Here is a 12,996-nt window from a genome sequence, read left to right on the forward strand (position 1 = left end):
GGCGCGGGGGGGGACTCGACCGGGTTTCTCGTTGAGCGCGTCGTGCAACGCGCCTGACCTTGTTGGCGTCCTCAGCGGACGCTGGCGACCGCGTCGGAACGGCCGTCGTTGATCGTCACCCAAACGCCGGAATTTTCCGTCGATTGACGCTTGAGATAGGTGTAGTCGGTGTCCGTCCAGGACAGCACCTTGGTTTCCAGATTGTCGAGGATGAACTCGCCGAGGCTGGTGCGCACGGTCAGCACTGCGTGGCCGTCGCCGTTCGGCTGGCGCGCAACCGTCATCAAAAGGTCGCCGGCCGGCACGCCCACATCCATCAGCTCGCGGCGCTTTTCCAGCGCATAGTCCTCGCAATCGCCATAGCCATTGTCCGGGTAGGCCCAGTATTCCTCGACACCGTAGTTTTCCATGTCGGTGCGCGGCTTGACGCGGGTGTTGACCGAATTGTTGATGCTGACGATCGTCGCCCATAGCTTCCGGGTCAGGTCGACCGGCTCTCCCTTGGGGGTCTTCTCGTTGCATTCGCCAGGAATGCGTTGGCAGAATTCATAATGGCCAACAGGCTGCGTGGTGCGTCCGCCGGTATGCATATAGGCCGGTCCCGCGGCATATGCTGATCCCCAGGCGGAAAGCTGCATCGCCATTGCCATCAGCAACAGCTTGCCCCTCGCTTTTTTCATTATTCAGTCTCCCCGTTCGAAGGAGACATTGCCACATGTGGATTTATTCGACGCAAAAAAGAGAAGTAGGTTTTAAGTAAAACGCCAGTAGAATACGCATAAAATTTGAATCAGTTGAGTATTGATTTGTTTGGATTGCTGGGCTGGTTTTCTGCGAATTCAGCCTCGCGCGGACCATTTCTGAAACTATGGAACCTGCCATCCGAGGATATCGATCGCCGCACCCCGGAATCAAAAAGCCGGCCGCGAGGGCCGGCTTGATGGGCGTGCTTTGCGGCCTGATCAGGCGCGCGGCGTGTTGAATTCGGAATCGAGCGTTTCGGGGCGCTGGATGACGGCGAATTCGATGGCGACGCCGTCTTCGAAATGCCGGACGATCTGGCCGCGCATCGTGCCGAGCATGACCTGGACTCCGATCGCCGGTTTGACGTCGATCTCGATCGCGGCGCCGGACAGTGACAGATCGATGATCCGGCACTGATACTGACGGCCGTCGGTGAGCTGCAGCACGCTGGTCGGATTGCGTGGCGAGACGCGCTCGTGACGGCGGTCTTCCGGCAGGTCGAGCTCGTGTTTGTTGGCAAGCCATGTCAACTGCGCCGCGAGCTTGTCCTTCTTGCGGTCGGACGCAATCACCGTCATCGCGAAGCCGTCCGGCAGCGTGCGTGTCAAAACACCTTCGATGCGGCCGATATGGTCGATATAGGCGATGACTTTCTCGCCGGGCATGCCGATGCGGTCGGTACGAAGCGCGACGTTGCCGGGCGACATGTCGACGACCTGGCACGGGTGCTCGGTGCGGTCCTCCAGCATGAATCGTCCGTATATCTTGACCCGGACGCGCTGAAAGTTGCGCCTTTCAGCTTGGGACGGCGCGTAGTCGACCGCCGCTGACCTCATGACTGCCTACACCCCGTTTGGCATCCCGCGCGTCGATGCAAGGGACTTCGTCAGAGAAGTACAACAAAGCGGGTTAACAAAGGGGAAAAACGAGCCCGCGGGACTGTGTGATCATCAACTATCTTCGCGCCCGCCGTCGAAGACGACGAGATGGCGAATGCGGCGCGCCCGCCCAAGCGCCGAGATCGTGTCAGGCGCCCCGATTTCGTCGGGAACGAGCGAGGGAACGTCGATCGCCGGGCGATTGTTCAGCAGCTCTTTCTCCGGGTCGATGACGCGTATGGAATCAATCAAGGCGTCCGTGATCGGATCGGCGCCCAGCCAGAACGGCTTCTCAACAGCGCTGATCACGCCGAGGCAGCGCGGATTTTCAATGCCACCATCGAGCGGCAAGGCGAGCAATTCGAACTTGTTGGAGCGGCCGTTGCGGCTGAAGCCCTCGAAATTGATCAGCACGACGGATTTCTGGTCGAAGACCCCGTGGATCAGCCGCGAAACCAGCCGCTGATCCTTCTCGCGCCATAGCGAGGGGAAAGAGAACCCCTTGAGTTCGCGGCCGTAGCAGGCGCAGAGCCTGGTGCCGGCCAGACGAAATACCGGCTGCCCGCGCGTGTCCCTTTCCAGGATGAACGTATCGGCCAGCAGCGACTTGATATCGGCCGGCTCGACTTCCGATCGCTTCGGAGCGGGGCGTCCGTCACGCAGGCGGTTCCAATAGTGGAACAGCGTGATCGATCCGTTTTGGTTCATACTAAAAAGCTCCGCGCATTCTGTCGTCTGATGTCCCATCGGTGAACAGAAGGGCGCCCTCCGATGACCTACATGCGTTGGGGAGCAGGAAGCGTGCCAGCGTCGTTAACACTTGTTCACGGGTCGGGGCCGTTAAGGTTAACAATTGGTTTACGTTGCGCCCTGGCAAGCCGTGTGGCACACAAAAGCCACTCCAGAAGCGGTCGTTTCGCGACGATCGGCAGCACTTCAGTCAAAAGCTTTAGGGGAGCAGGGGGCTCGACCGGCCGTCCAGGGGAAACCCTGGACGGCTTCTTTTTTGATTCGCGTCCCTGATTCGGAGCGGGACGATTCGCTGTTTGCGGTTCCATCGGCGGTGATCTAGATGCTGGCCAGACCGAACCACCCAGACCGAACCAGCCCAGGCCGAACCAGCATCGAGTGCGATTGCAGATGAGCGAACCGCAATATCCGTCCGAGCCCGAAACGGCCGAGACCATGCCGCCACCGGCGCGTGAGCCGGTGTTCAACCTGCCGCCGATCGTGCTGGCGGTGATCGGCATCTGCGCGATGGTCTATCTGCTGCAGCAATATGTGCTGAACGACGCCCAGCAGATGACGCTGCTGTATGACGGGGCTTTCATTCCGGTCCTCTATACCGGCCAATACGGCTTCGACTGGTTCCTTTTCACCCGGCCTTTCACTTACGCCTTCATGCATGGCGGCTTTGCCCATATCGCCATCAACATGGTCTGGCTCGCCGCATTTGGCTCACCGCTGGCCAATCGTCTCGGCGCGCTCCGGTTCGCGTTGTTCTTTGCCGCCACCGGACTGGCTTCGGTGGCGCTCTTCTGGGCGATGCATCCGTATGGAGAAGCGCCGCTGGTCGGCGCATCGGGCGCCATATCGGGCATGATGGGGGCTGCGGCGCGTTTTGGTTTCCGCACCGACCGCTCGGCCGGCAAGGCTGGTTTCGCCGGCCCGGTTCTGCCGGTCGCGATCGTGCTGCGTTCGCGCGGCGTCGTCATTTTCCTGGCCATGTGGATGATCATCAATCTCGCCACCGGCCTTCTCGGATTCGCGCCGGGCATCGACGGCCAGATCGCCTGGGAGGCGCATATTGGCGGCTTTCTCGCGGGCTTTTTCGGCCTGCGCCGGTTCGACAGGGGATGGCAAGCACCTGACTGGGAGACCTCCGACCGGACTTGAAATGCAACCGATCACGGCGCACGATGTTCACTCTTATGTGAAAGCCGGTCAGGGCAGGAACCGGTTGGCAAATAGAGGAGGACGCCATGACGGTTAAGGCCATTCTCGAGCAAAAAGGCCATGACGTATTGACGCTCGGGCCGAACGAAAAACTGAGCGAAGCCATCCGAATCCTCTCCGAGCACAGGATCGGGGCGCTGGTCATCACCAATGGCGATCGCAAGATCGTCGGCATCCTGTCGGAACGCGACATCGTGCGCGTAGTTGCCAGGGAAGGCGGCGCCGCGCTCGATATCCCCGTGCGTTCGGCCATGACGCCGAAGGTGAAGATCTGCAATGAAAACCACACCGTCAACGAGGTGATGGAGATCATGACCAGGGGTCGTTTCCGCCATCTGCCGGTGGAAAAGGACGGCTTGCTGGACGGCATCGTGTCCATCGGCGACGTGGTCAAGCGCCGCATCGAGGACGTCGAGCGCGAGGCCGCGGAAATCCGGGCCTACATCGCCACCGCCTGAGCGGTGACGGGAACCGCCGGCCGAATGCCGGCCGGCGGGACCAAGACTACCTGTTGTCGAGCTCGGAGCGGACGTGCCCGCGCCTTGTGACGCGGTAGCGTCCGACGACGAAACCGTTTTCTTGCATTTCAATTTTCGGTTTTCTGCCCTGCCTCGCTACGAGGTCAGGGCCTCGCCGGGACCGAGCGTGAGTGGACATCCGCTCTCCGAGACGTCCAGAAAACTCCCGGCCGTGGCTTTGCGCTTGTCTCTTTTGGCGGTTTGCACTAGCGAATGGCTTTCACGCCAGACGTGAAAGTCACGTCCCAAACATGAAACTTCCGTCAGAGTCACCGTAATTCGCAGGCTACCATGAGCATCATCGATACCCGCATGCCCGACGCCAAACGCCTGATACCAGGCGCCACCGGCGACTGGGAAATCATCATCGGGCTTGAAGTGCATGCGCAGGTGATATCGGAGGCAAAGCTCTTCTCCGGTGCCTCGACCGCCTTCGGTGCTGCTCCCAATGCCAATGTCAGCCTGGTCGATGCGGCCATGCCCGGCATGCTGCCTGTCATCAACGAGGAATGCGTCAAGCAGGCGATCCGTACCGGCCTGGGGCTGAAGGCGGCGATCAACCACAAGTCGGTTTTCGACCGGAAGAACTATTTTTATCCGGACCTGCCGCAAGGCTACCAGATCTCGCAGTTCAAACAGCCGATCGTCGGCGAGGGCACGGTCATCGTCTCGGTCGGTCCCGACCGCCAGGGCGAGTTCGAGGACATCGAGGTCGGCATCGAGCGCCTGCACCTGGAGCAGGATGCCGGCAAGTCGATCCACGACCAGCATCCGACCATGTCCTATGTCGACCTCAACCGCTCCGGCGTGGCGTTGATGGAGATCGTATCGAAACCCGACCTGCGCTCCGGCGACGAGGCAAAGGCCTATGTGACCAAGCTGCGGACCATCATGCGCTATCTCGGCACCTGCGACGGCAACATGGACGAAGGCTCGCTGCGTGCCGACGTCAATGTCTCGGTGCGCCGGCCAGGTGGCGAATTCGGCACCCGCTGCGAAATCAAGAACATGAATTCGATCCGCTTTATTGGCCAAGCCATCGACTACGAGGCGCGCCGGCAGATCGCTATCATCGAGGACGGCGGCAAGATCGATCAGGAAACGCGGCTGTTCGATGCCGTCAAGGGTGAGACGCGCTCGATGCGCTCCAAGGAAGAGGCGCACGACTATCGCTATTTCCCCGATCCCGATCTTCTGCCGCTGGAATTCGACCAGGCCTATGTCGATGCCCTGGCCAAGGAATTGCCGGAACTGCCCGATGACAAGAAAATGCGGCTGATCTCCTCGCTCGGCCTCTCGACCTACGACGCAGCGATCCTGGTGTCGGAAAAGCCGATCGCCGATTATTTCGAGAAGGTGGCGGCCGGGCGCGACGGCAAGCTCGCCGCCAACTGGGTCATCAACGATCTGCTGGGCGCTCTCAACAAGGCCGGCAAGGACATTGAATCCGCTCCGGTTTCGCCCGACCAGCTCGGTGCGGTGATCGACCTGATCAAGGAAGGCACCATCTCCGGCAAGATCGCCAAGGACCTGTTCGAGATCGTCTGGAACGAGGGCGGCGATCCGCGCCAACTGGTCGAGACCCGCGGCATGAAGCAGGTCACCGACACCGGGGCCATCGAGAAGGCGGTCGACGAGGTGATCGCGGCCAATCCCGACAAGGTCGAACAGGCACGGGCCAAGCCGACGATGGCCGGCTGGTTCGTCGGCCAGGTGATGAAGGCGACCGGCGGCAAGGCCAATCCGCAGGCCGTCAACGATCTCGTCAAGGCCAAGCTGGGTATCGAGTAAAGGTATGTTCGTCCGCACCGCCGGAGACCGCGACCTCGCAGCCGTACGGGCGTTGCTGGTCGAGACCTGGCATGCCACCTATGACGCGATTTACGGTGCCGGGCGGGTCGCCGAGATCACCAATGAATGGCACTCCATCGCCTCATTGAAGGCGAGGCTGGCTAAGCCGAGCAGCGAGTTCCTCGTTGCCGATGACGGCAAGCGCATTGGCGGCATGGCGTTTGCCGAAGCCGTCGGCGACGGCGGTGTGGTCATGCTCAGGCAGCTCTATGTGCTTCCCTCGCTGCAGGGCCGAGGCATTGGGGGCATGCTCCTCGACGAAATCATCGAGAGCTTTCCGGAGGCCCACCGGATTCGGCTCGAAGTGGAAGAGAAGAACACCCGCGCCGTTGCCTTCTATCAGGCCAATGGCTTCGTCCAGGCCGGGCGCACCGAGAATTGCGGCTCCGCCGGCTCGGCCATCCCGGCGCTGATCTATGAACGGGTACTTGCCGCCTGAGCACCTGATCACCTTCGCGCGAGCGCACGACCCGGGGGCTGTTTTCGTTTGACGGCCCTGACGTCCGGCACCAAAGCTGCTTAGGCCGACCCGCGCGAAGCCGGAATAAACCGGCGCGCAGGACGGCTTTGGGGGGAGCCATGCCAACTCTGCCGGAACTGATGCCGACTGAGGTGTCGGACGAAACCTTTGGTGGCGTCACCTATCACATAGCGGGCGAACTGGTGCCTGTGCTTTCCGTCGACGTGACGCGGATGCCCGTCTATTTCGAGCACCACATCCTGCTGTGGAAAAACTCCACGATCACCATCGGCCTGAAATCGCTGAAGGGTGCGCTGAAGCGCATGATGGCCGGCATGCAGATCTTCGTGACCGAGGCCTCGGGAGCGGGCATCATCGCGTTCAGCCGTGACGGGCCGGGTCACATCGTGCCGATTCACTTGCGGCGAGGCGAGGAGATCCAGGTCCGCGAGCACCAGTTTCTGGCCGCCACCGGCAACGTCGACTACACGTTCGAGCGCGTACGCGGCCTGGCGACGATGCTGTTCGGCCAAAGCGGCTTCTTTATCGACCGGTTTCGCGGCGACACCGGTGACGGCATCGTCTGGCTGCACGGCTATGGCAACGTGTTTGAAAAGACGCTCGCTCCAGGCGAAACCATAGACATCGAACCCGGCGGCTGGCTGTTCAAGGATGCCTCGGTCAGGATGGAAACCAAGATCGATCGGCTGTCGAGCGGCTTCTTCGGTGCCAATATGAACTTCATCGTCAACCGCTTCACCGGCCCGGGCAGGGTCGGCATCCAGTCGATGTACCTGCATATGCCGACCGAGGAGTAGGCTCGGGGAACCGCAAGCGGGATGGATGAAGGCCAGGGTCAGCGCGAGCGCAGCGGTGACGACAACTCGCGTATCAGCAGTTCAAGCTCCCGCTGGTCGCCCGTTCCCGTCTTGTCGAAGATCGTCGCTAATTGCGACTTGATGGTGCCGTCGGAAACGCCGCTGGCGGCCGCGATCTCCCTCTGGCTGGTGGGCACCTCCGGCCGACCGGCAACCATTTCGCCGTTACCACCCGTGACGGCAGGGCGAGCGGGATTGCGTTCTTCGGCGGAAGCTCACATCTATCACCTGGAAACGCGGAGATCGCAGTGGGCGACCAGCACGGGCATGCGCATACAGCCGGAGCGTCGAGGCGCGGCCGCAACTGGCCCGGCCCGTGGCGCAAGACGCCCGGCCGCTTGCTCGGCACGTCGCTGGTGCGGCTTTACCAGCTGACGCTGTCCGGCTTTGTCGGCAATTCCTGCCGGCATCTGCCGACCTGTTCGGAATACGCGCATGAGGCGATCGCTCGCCATGGCCTGTGGGCCGGCGGCTGGATGGGGTTGTTCCGCGTGCTGCGCTGCGGCCCATTCGGCACGCACGGCATCGACCTCGTGCCGGAGGTGCTGGCGTCCCGCTACGTCTGGTTCTTGCCATGGCGATATTGGCGGATCGGCCGCAAGCGCGGCGAAGCCCAGGGATGAGGGCGCTGGTCGCGCCGCGCCCGTTTACGATCCGGTAGGGTTAACGCAAGCCTGCACGACAACTGCGCATTTGAGACAAAATCGAGACAAGAGACATCGCTAAGCCCGCTCGCGAACCCCTCCTGGAGCGAGCATCCCATGCGCAACGTCGACCGTCTTCCTTTCATCTTTGCCGGAGTCCTGTTCCTGCTCGCCTGGCTGCTGGGATTTCCGATGCGCGCGCAGTCAGCGCCGCTCAGGGATGTGCAGTGCACGCTGATCGCCGATGCCGCAACCGGCAAGACGCTTTACCAGGAAGGGGTGTGTGACCAGCGCTTCAGCCCGGCTTCGACGTTCAAGGTGCCGCTTTCGCTGATCGGCTACGACGCCGGCATCCTGGGCGACGAGCACACGCCAAGCTGGGACTACAAACCCGAATTCAACGCGGTGAAGCGGGATCGGAAGACCGTCGATCCGGTGATATGGGAACGCGTTTCCATCATCTGGTATTCTCGGGAGATTACGCGTCGGCTCGGAGCTGAGAAATTTCCCGGCTACGTATCGAAGTTCAACTACGGCAACACTGACATTTCGGGCGATCCCGGCAAGAATGACGGGCTCACCCATTCCTGGGTCAACTCTTCGCTCGAGATCTCGCCGGTTGAACAGGTTGCCTTCCTGCGGCAACTGCTCGCCGGCACGATGCCGGTATCGGCCAAGGCGCATGACATGACACGGGCCATCATCCCGAGTTTCAAGGCCGGCGATTGGGTCGTTCAGGGCAAGACCGGCAGCACCCGGCTCGGCGAGGGCGGTAAGGACAAGCGCTCGCTCGGATGGTTTGTCGGCTGGGCGCGGAAAGACGGCCGCCAGATCGTGTTCGCCCGGCTCGTCGTCGATACGAAGCGGACCGACATGCCGAAGGGGTTGGCGACACGGGCCGCGTTCCTGAAGGAACTGCCGCAGCTGATTTAGTGAGCCGGGCTTTACGGCGGCGGCATCTGCTCATAAAAGACTGCCGCCGCCGGACGCCTCCGGCACTCTGGCAGGTCGCAGCTCCCGAACCGCTGATATCTGCATTTTTACCACCCGCGCTCGTTTGCGGGACTGGATAGGAGATACATATGCTGAATTCCGTTTCCCTGACATTTCCCGACGGCTCCGTGCGCGACTACGACGCAGCGATGACCGGTGCCGGGCTTGCCGAGTCGATCTCGAAGTCGCTGGCCAAGAAGGCCGTGGCCTATGCCATCGACGGCACCGTGCGCGACCTCAGTGATCCCCTGGGCAAATCCGGCAAGGTAGAGATCATCACCCGCGAAGACCCGCGTGCGCTGGAACTCATCCGTCATGACACCGCGCACGTGCTGGCGGAAGCCGTTCAGGAGATATGGCCGGGAACGCAGGTGACCATCGGGCCGGTGATCGAGAACGGATTCTACTACGACTTTGCCCGCAACGAGCCGTTCACCCCGGACGATTTCCCGGTGATCGAGAAGAAGATGCGCGAGATCATCGCGCGCAATAAGCCGTTCACCAAAGAGGTCTGGTCGCGCGACAGGGCAAAAAAGGTCTTCGCCGACAAGGGCGAACGCTACAAGCTCGAACTGATCGACGCTATTCCCGAGGATCAGGATCTCAAGATCTATGCGCAGGGCGACTGGTTCGATCTTTGCCGGGGTCCGCATATGGCCTCGACCGGGCAGATCGGCAACGCCTTCAAGCTGATGAAGGTGGCCGGCGCCTATTGGCGCGGCGACTCGAACAATCCGATGCTGACGCGCATCTATGGCACGGCCTGGGCCGACCAGGCGCAGCTCGAAGCCTACCAGATGATGCTGGAGGAGGCCGAGAAGCGCGACCACCGCAAGCTTGGCCGCGAAATGGACCTGTTCCATTTCCAGGAAGAGGGGCCGGGCGTCGTCTTCTGGCACGCCAAGGGCTGGAAGATGTTCCAGAACCTGGTCAACTACATGCGCCGCCGGCTCGACGAACAGGGCTATCAGGAGGTCAATGCACCCCAGGTGCTCGACAAGAGCCTGTGGGAGACATCGGGCCACTGGGGCTGGTACCGGGACGCCATGTTCAAGGTGACGGTCGCAGGCGATGAAACCGACGATGACCGCGTCTTCGCGCTGAAGCCGATGAACTGCCCCGGTCACGTGCAGATTTTCAAGCATGGGCTGAAATCCTATCGCGATCTGCCCGTAAAGCTTGCGGAATTCGGCAATGTGCATCGCTATGAACCGTCGGGCGCGCTGCACGGGCTGATGCGCGTGCGCGGCTTCACGCAGGACGATGCGCATATCTTCTGTACCGAGGAACAGCTGGCTTCCGAGTGCTTGCGTATCAACGACCTGATCCTGTCGACCTATGCCGATTTCGGTTTCGACGAAATCAGCGTCAAATTGTCGACGCGGCCGGAAAAGCGTGTCGGCACCGACGAGGCCTGGGATCATGCCGAGGCGATCATGGGCAGCGTGCTGGAGACGATCAGGACGCGCTCCGGCAACCGCATCAAGACCTCGATCAACCCGGGCGAGGGCGCCTTCTACGGGCCGAAGTTCGAGTATGTGCTGAAGGATGCGATCGGCCGCGAATGGCAATGCGGCACGACGCAGGTCGACTTCAACCTGCCGGAACGTTTTGGCGCATTCTACATCGGCTCGGATTCGGAGAAGAAGCAGCCTGTCATGGTGCACCGCGCCATCTGCGGTTCGATGGAGCGTTTCCTCGGCATACTGATCGAGAACTATTCCGGCCATTTCCCGCTGTGGTTCGCGCCGCTGCAGGTGGTGGTGGCGACGATCACTTCGGACGCCGACAGTTACGCGACCGAGGTCGTCGCGAAGCTGAAGGCCGCAGGGCTGTTGGCGGAAGCCGACCTGCGCAACGAGAAGATCAACTACAAGGTCCGTGAGCACAGCCTGGCCAAGGTGCCGGTCATCCTCGTCTGCGGCAAACGCGAGGCGGAGGAGCAGACGGTCAATATCCGCCGGCTCGGTTCGCGAGACCAGGAATCGCTTGGCCTTGCCGAAGCAATCGAACGGCTGACCGAAGAAGCGATCACACCTGACCGCCGACGCAAGCGCGCTGCTTGATTCGAAGTGTTCTCGATCGAATGGCGGTGGATCGCTCCACCGCCGTTTTCATATCCCTGTCACGGCAACGTTGTAACGAGCCCTTATGCTCAAGCTGAAATCGCGCGAACGACCGTTCCCCGAGCTTTCTTACGCCAATCCGCACCAGCCGGCTCTGGCGCGCTGGTTCATTCATTCGGTGGAAGGCCTTTCGGGCCGCGACCGGTTCGCCGCGCTCTATGAATTCTGGCGCCATCAGGTTGTGCCGACCGGTGAGCGTGTGTTCAGCCGCATGCTGGACCTCATCGATGTGGGCGTGCGAAGCCCCGACCAATGGCCGCCAGCGCAATTGCCCGACACGCCGCTGGTGATCGTTGCCAACCATCCGTTCGGCATCGGCGACGGCATCGCGGTGCTGTCACTGGCAGAGCAACTCGGGCGACCTTTTCGAGTGATGATCCACAAGGATCTGCTCAGGATTCGCGAGATGGAGCCTTATTCGCTGCCGATCGACTTTTCCGAGACCAAGGACGCGGTGAAGAACAACATGGCGGTGCGCCATGAAGCGGTGCGGCTGCTGAAGGAGGGCGTCACCATCGTTGTGTTTCCGGCTGGCGGCGTCGCCACCGCGCCCAAGGGTTTTGGCCGCGCGCGCGATCTGCCATGGAAGATGTTTCCGGCCCGTCTCGTCCAGGAAGCCAAGGCGTCGGTCGTCCCCATGCATTTCTCCGGCCAGAACGGCAGGCTTTTCCATCTGGTCAGTGGTCCGATGAACATGGCCGAGCGCGACGGGCGTGTGGCTAAATTCGTCGGCAAGGCCTCGCTGACCTTGCGTACCTCGCTGCTCATCCGTGAATTCGCGCGGCTGTCCGGCAAGGCGATCGAGGTGCGCGTCGGCAATGTACTCAGCTGGAGCGAACTGGAGCCGTTGCGCGATCGCAAGGCGTTGCTCGACCGGCTTTATCGCGGTGTGTTCGACTTGGCTCCGGCCCTGCCGCGCCGTCGCATCCCGTTCCTTCCGGCGCGGACAAAGCTGGCTGCCTGAAAGCTAGTCCGCGCCTTCTTCCGGATCCATGGCCGCTGCTTCGGTAGCGAGAACCTCGATCTCCTGGTTCTGCCCGCCAACGACCGTGAAATCCTTCTGGTAGATCCGGTCGCGGTTTTTGGCGATGATGGTGTAGTCGCCTTCGGCCAGCACCATCGAGGCGAAGGCGCCGACGGTTTCCTTGATCGGATCACCGGATTCGTTGAGCAGCGACCAGGAGGTGTCGGCGATCGCTTCGCCACCCGCCTCGCGCACCAGCTTCATGGTGATTTCGGCGGCGTGATGCTCGACGGTGGCTTCGGTCAGCTTGCCGGCCTCGACACGGATGTCGGATCGGATGACGGCGTTGACCGCGCCATAGGTCGAGACGACGTGGTAGATGCCCGCATTGAGCCGCACGACGCTGTTGGGTTCGACATCGGGAATGACTAGCGCGCGATCGCCATTGGCGTCGGCGGTGCCCTCATAGATCGAAAAGCGCAGTCTTTTCGGCGGAATGCGCACGCCGCCGGACAGAACCGCGTCGAGCTTCAGGCCGCCGGCATCAAGCACCAGGCTTTCTCGCTTGGCTTCCTTGCCGACGGTGATGCGCTTGGTGGCGCCGGCACGGCCATAGGAGGCGTGGACCAGATAACTGCCGGGTTCGAGCTGGAAGACGGCGCTGCCGCCATGCGCCGAGGCGACCATCGGCAATTTGCCGTTGACGGTTTCAGGCTTGAAGACACGCCAGACGAGGCCGCGGGTGATGTCGGTGCCTTTGGTGGTCAACTGGGCCGACAGGGTGATGGCCCCACCGCCGCCAAGCGCCAGCGGGGTCTCGCTCTTCGGCGTCGCATAGCTCGAAATTCCGGGAAGTTTCAGGTCGCTGACGCCGTCCTTTTCCTGCGCGACAGCCATGGAGACCGGCAGCAGGAACAGCGCGGCGCAGAGCCGGATCAGGAAAAGACGCAGTCGCCCCTCAAACATGCCTTGCGTTGAAGCCCA

Annotated in this window: 14 protein-coding genes; 9 read left to right on the plus strand and 5 right to left on the minus strand. The window is 61.8% G+C overall.

The window, feature by feature from the left end; translation table 11 throughout:
* Nucleotides 1-71: 71 nt before the first annotated feature.
* The 3 genes from FJ492_RS15595 to FJ492_RS15605 all read right to left on the minus strand — a co-directional run bounded on the left by FJ492_RS15595 (nt 72) and on the right by FJ492_RS15605 (nt 2,330).
* Nucleotides 72-680 carry a transglutaminase-like cysteine peptidase gene (locus FJ492_RS15595; protein ID WP_140503508.1) on the minus strand — a complete coding sequence of 203 codons (609 nt, stop codon included), beginning with the start codon at nt 678-680 and terminating at the stop codon, nt 72-74.
* 282 nt (nt 681-962) lie between these two features.
* Complete coding sequence (locus tag FJ492_RS15600; protein ID WP_015318053.1) at nt 963-1,580, minus strand: PilZ domain-containing protein; 618 nt, start codon at nt 1,578-1,580, stop codon at nt 963-965.
* A gap of 114 nt (nt 1,581-1,694) precedes the next feature.
* Nucleotides 1,695-2,330 (minus strand): PAS domain-containing protein, encoded by a 636-nt coding sequence (locus tag FJ492_RS15605; protein WP_027145032.1) that lies wholly within the window; start codon nt 2,328-2,330, stop codon nt 1,695-1,697.
* A 432-nt stretch (nt 2,331-2,762) separates the two neighbouring features.
* On the opposite strand from FJ492_RS15605, the gene FJ492_RS15610 reads away from it, so the two are divergent.
* The 5 genes from FJ492_RS15610 (at nt 2,763) to FJ492_RS15630 (ending at nt 7,225) form a co-directional block, all read left to right on the plus strand.
* The gene (locus FJ492_RS15610) at nt 2,763-3,518 is read left to right on the plus strand and encodes a rhomboid family intramembrane serine protease (protein ID WP_140770779.1); all 756 of its coding nucleotides are present in this window, start codon (nt 2,763-2,765) and stop codon (nt 3,516-3,518) included.
* A gap of 86 nt (nt 3,519-3,604) precedes the next feature.
* Nucleotides 3,605-4,036 (plus strand): CBS domain-containing protein, encoded by a 432-nt coding sequence (locus FJ492_RS15615; RefSeq protein WP_027145030.1) that lies wholly within the window; start codon nt 3,605-3,607, stop codon nt 4,034-4,036.
* Nucleotides 4,037-4,387: 351 nt separating this feature from the next.
* Nucleotides 4,388-5,887, plus strand: coding sequence for an Asp-tRNA(Asn)/Glu-tRNA(Gln) amidotransferase subunit GatB (gene gatB / locus FJ492_RS15620; protein WP_140503512.1), 1,500 nt, complete (start codon nt 4,388-4,390; stop codon nt 5,885-5,887).
* Between the two features lie 4 nt (nt 5,888-5,891).
* Entirely contained in the window at nt 5,892-6,386 is a 495-nt protein-coding gene (locus tag FJ492_RS15625) for a GNAT family N-acetyltransferase (RefSeq protein ID WP_140770781.1), read from the plus strand.
* A 140-nt stretch (nt 6,387-6,526) separates the two neighbouring features.
* Nucleotides 6,527-7,225: an AIM24 family protein gene (locus FJ492_RS15630; RefSeq protein ID WP_140770783.1), complete on the plus strand. Its 699-nt coding sequence runs from the start codon at nt 6,527-6,529 to the stop codon at nt 7,223-7,225.
* Nucleotides 7,226-7,263: 38 nt separating this feature from the next.
* Here the strand turns inward: FJ492_RS15630 and FJ492_RS28770 are convergent, their stop codons facing one another.
* Complete coding sequence (locus tag FJ492_RS28770) at nt 7,264-7,422, minus strand: hypothetical protein (RefSeq protein ID WP_181166665.1); 159 nt, start codon at nt 7,420-7,422, stop codon at nt 7,264-7,266.
* 111 nt (nt 7,423-7,533) lie between these two features.
* Between FJ492_RS28770 and yidD the strand changes: the two genes are divergently transcribed.
* The 4 genes from yidD to FJ492_RS15650 all read left to right on the plus strand — a co-directional run bounded on the left by yidD (nt 7,534) and on the right by FJ492_RS15650 (nt 12,012).
* Complete coding sequence (gene yidD / locus FJ492_RS15635) at nt 7,534-7,908, plus strand: membrane protein insertion efficiency factor YidD (protein WP_140718215.1); 375 nt, start codon at nt 7,534-7,536, stop codon at nt 7,906-7,908.
* A gap of 138 nt (nt 7,909-8,046) precedes the next feature.
* Nucleotides 8,047-8,862, plus strand: a complete 816-nt coding sequence (blaOXA, locus tag FJ492_RS15640) for a class D beta-lactamase (protein WP_140770785.1) — start codon at nt 8,047-8,049, stop codon at nt 8,860-8,862.
* A 149-nt stretch (nt 8,863-9,011) separates the two neighbouring features.
* The gene (gene thrS, locus FJ492_RS15645; protein ID WP_140770788.1) at nt 9,012-10,988 is read left to right on the plus strand and encodes a threonine--tRNA ligase; all 1,977 of its coding nucleotides are present in this window, start codon (nt 9,012-9,014) and stop codon (nt 10,986-10,988) included.
* A gap of 85 nt (nt 10,989-11,073) precedes the next feature.
* Nucleotides 11,074-12,012, plus strand: coding sequence for a GNAT family N-acetyltransferase (locus FJ492_RS15650; RefSeq protein ID WP_140503526.1), 939 nt, complete (start codon nt 11,074-11,076; stop codon nt 12,010-12,012).
* Between the two features lie 3 nt (nt 12,013-12,015).
* Here FJ492_RS15650 and FJ492_RS15655 read toward each other — a convergent pair whose 3' ends face one another.
* Nucleotides 12,016-12,978 carry a hypothetical protein gene (locus FJ492_RS15655; RefSeq protein WP_140718220.1) on the minus strand — a complete coding sequence of 321 codons (963 nt, stop codon included), beginning with the start codon at nt 12,976-12,978 and terminating at the stop codon, nt 12,016-12,018.
* Nucleotides 12,979-12,996: the final 18 nt, after the last annotated feature.

This window comes from Mesorhizobium sp. B2-5-4, assembly GCF_006441095.1.
GTDB lineage: Bacteria > Pseudomonadota > Alphaproteobacteria > Rhizobiales > Rhizobiaceae > Mesorhizobium > Mesorhizobium salmacidum.

Excerpts from the sequence above, each read along its gene's own strand:
- FJ492_RS15595 (WP_140503508.1), bottom strand. The coding sequence starts at position 680 with ATGAAAAAAGCGAGGGGCAAGCTGTTGCTGATGGCAATGGCGATGCAG.
- FJ492_RS15600 (WP_015318053.1), bottom strand. The coding sequence starts at position 1,580 with ATGAGGTCAGCGGCGGTCGACTACGCGCCGTCCCAAGCTGAAAGGCGC.
- FJ492_RS15605 (WP_027145032.1), bottom strand. The coding sequence starts at position 2,330 with ATGAACCAAAACGGATCGATCACGCTGTTCCACTATTGGAACCGCCTG.
- FJ492_RS15610 (WP_140770779.1), top strand. The coding sequence starts at position 2,763 with ATGAGCGAACCGCAATATCCGTCCGAGCCCGAAACGGCCGAGACCATG.
- FJ492_RS15615 (WP_027145030.1), top strand. The coding sequence starts at position 3,605 with ATGACGGTTAAGGCCATTCTCGAGCAAAAAGGCCATGACGTATTGACG.
- gatB (WP_140503512.1), top strand. The coding sequence starts at position 4,388 with ATGAGCATCATCGATACCCGCATGCCCGACGCCAAACGCCTGATACCA.
- FJ492_RS15625 (WP_140770781.1), top strand. The coding sequence starts at position 5,892 with ATGTTCGTCCGCACCGCCGGAGACCGCGACCTCGCAGCCGTACGGGCG.
- FJ492_RS15630 (WP_140770783.1), top strand. The coding sequence starts at position 6,527 with ATGCCAACTCTGCCGGAACTGATGCCGACTGAGGTGTCGGACGAAACC.
- blaOXA (WP_140770785.1), top strand. The coding sequence starts at position 8,047 with ATGCGCAACGTCGACCGTCTTCCTTTCATCTTTGCCGGAGTCCTGTTC.
- thrS (WP_140770788.1), top strand. The coding sequence starts at position 9,012 with ATGCTGAATTCCGTTTCCCTGACATTTCCCGACGGCTCCGTGCGCGAC.
- FJ492_RS15650 (WP_140503526.1), top strand. The coding sequence starts at position 11,074 with ATGCTCAAGCTGAAATCGCGCGAACGACCGTTCCCCGAGCTTTCTTAC.
- FJ492_RS15655 (WP_140718220.1), bottom strand. The coding sequence starts at position 12,978 with ATGTTTGAGGGGCGACTGCGTCTTTTCCTGATCCGGCTCTGCGCCGCG.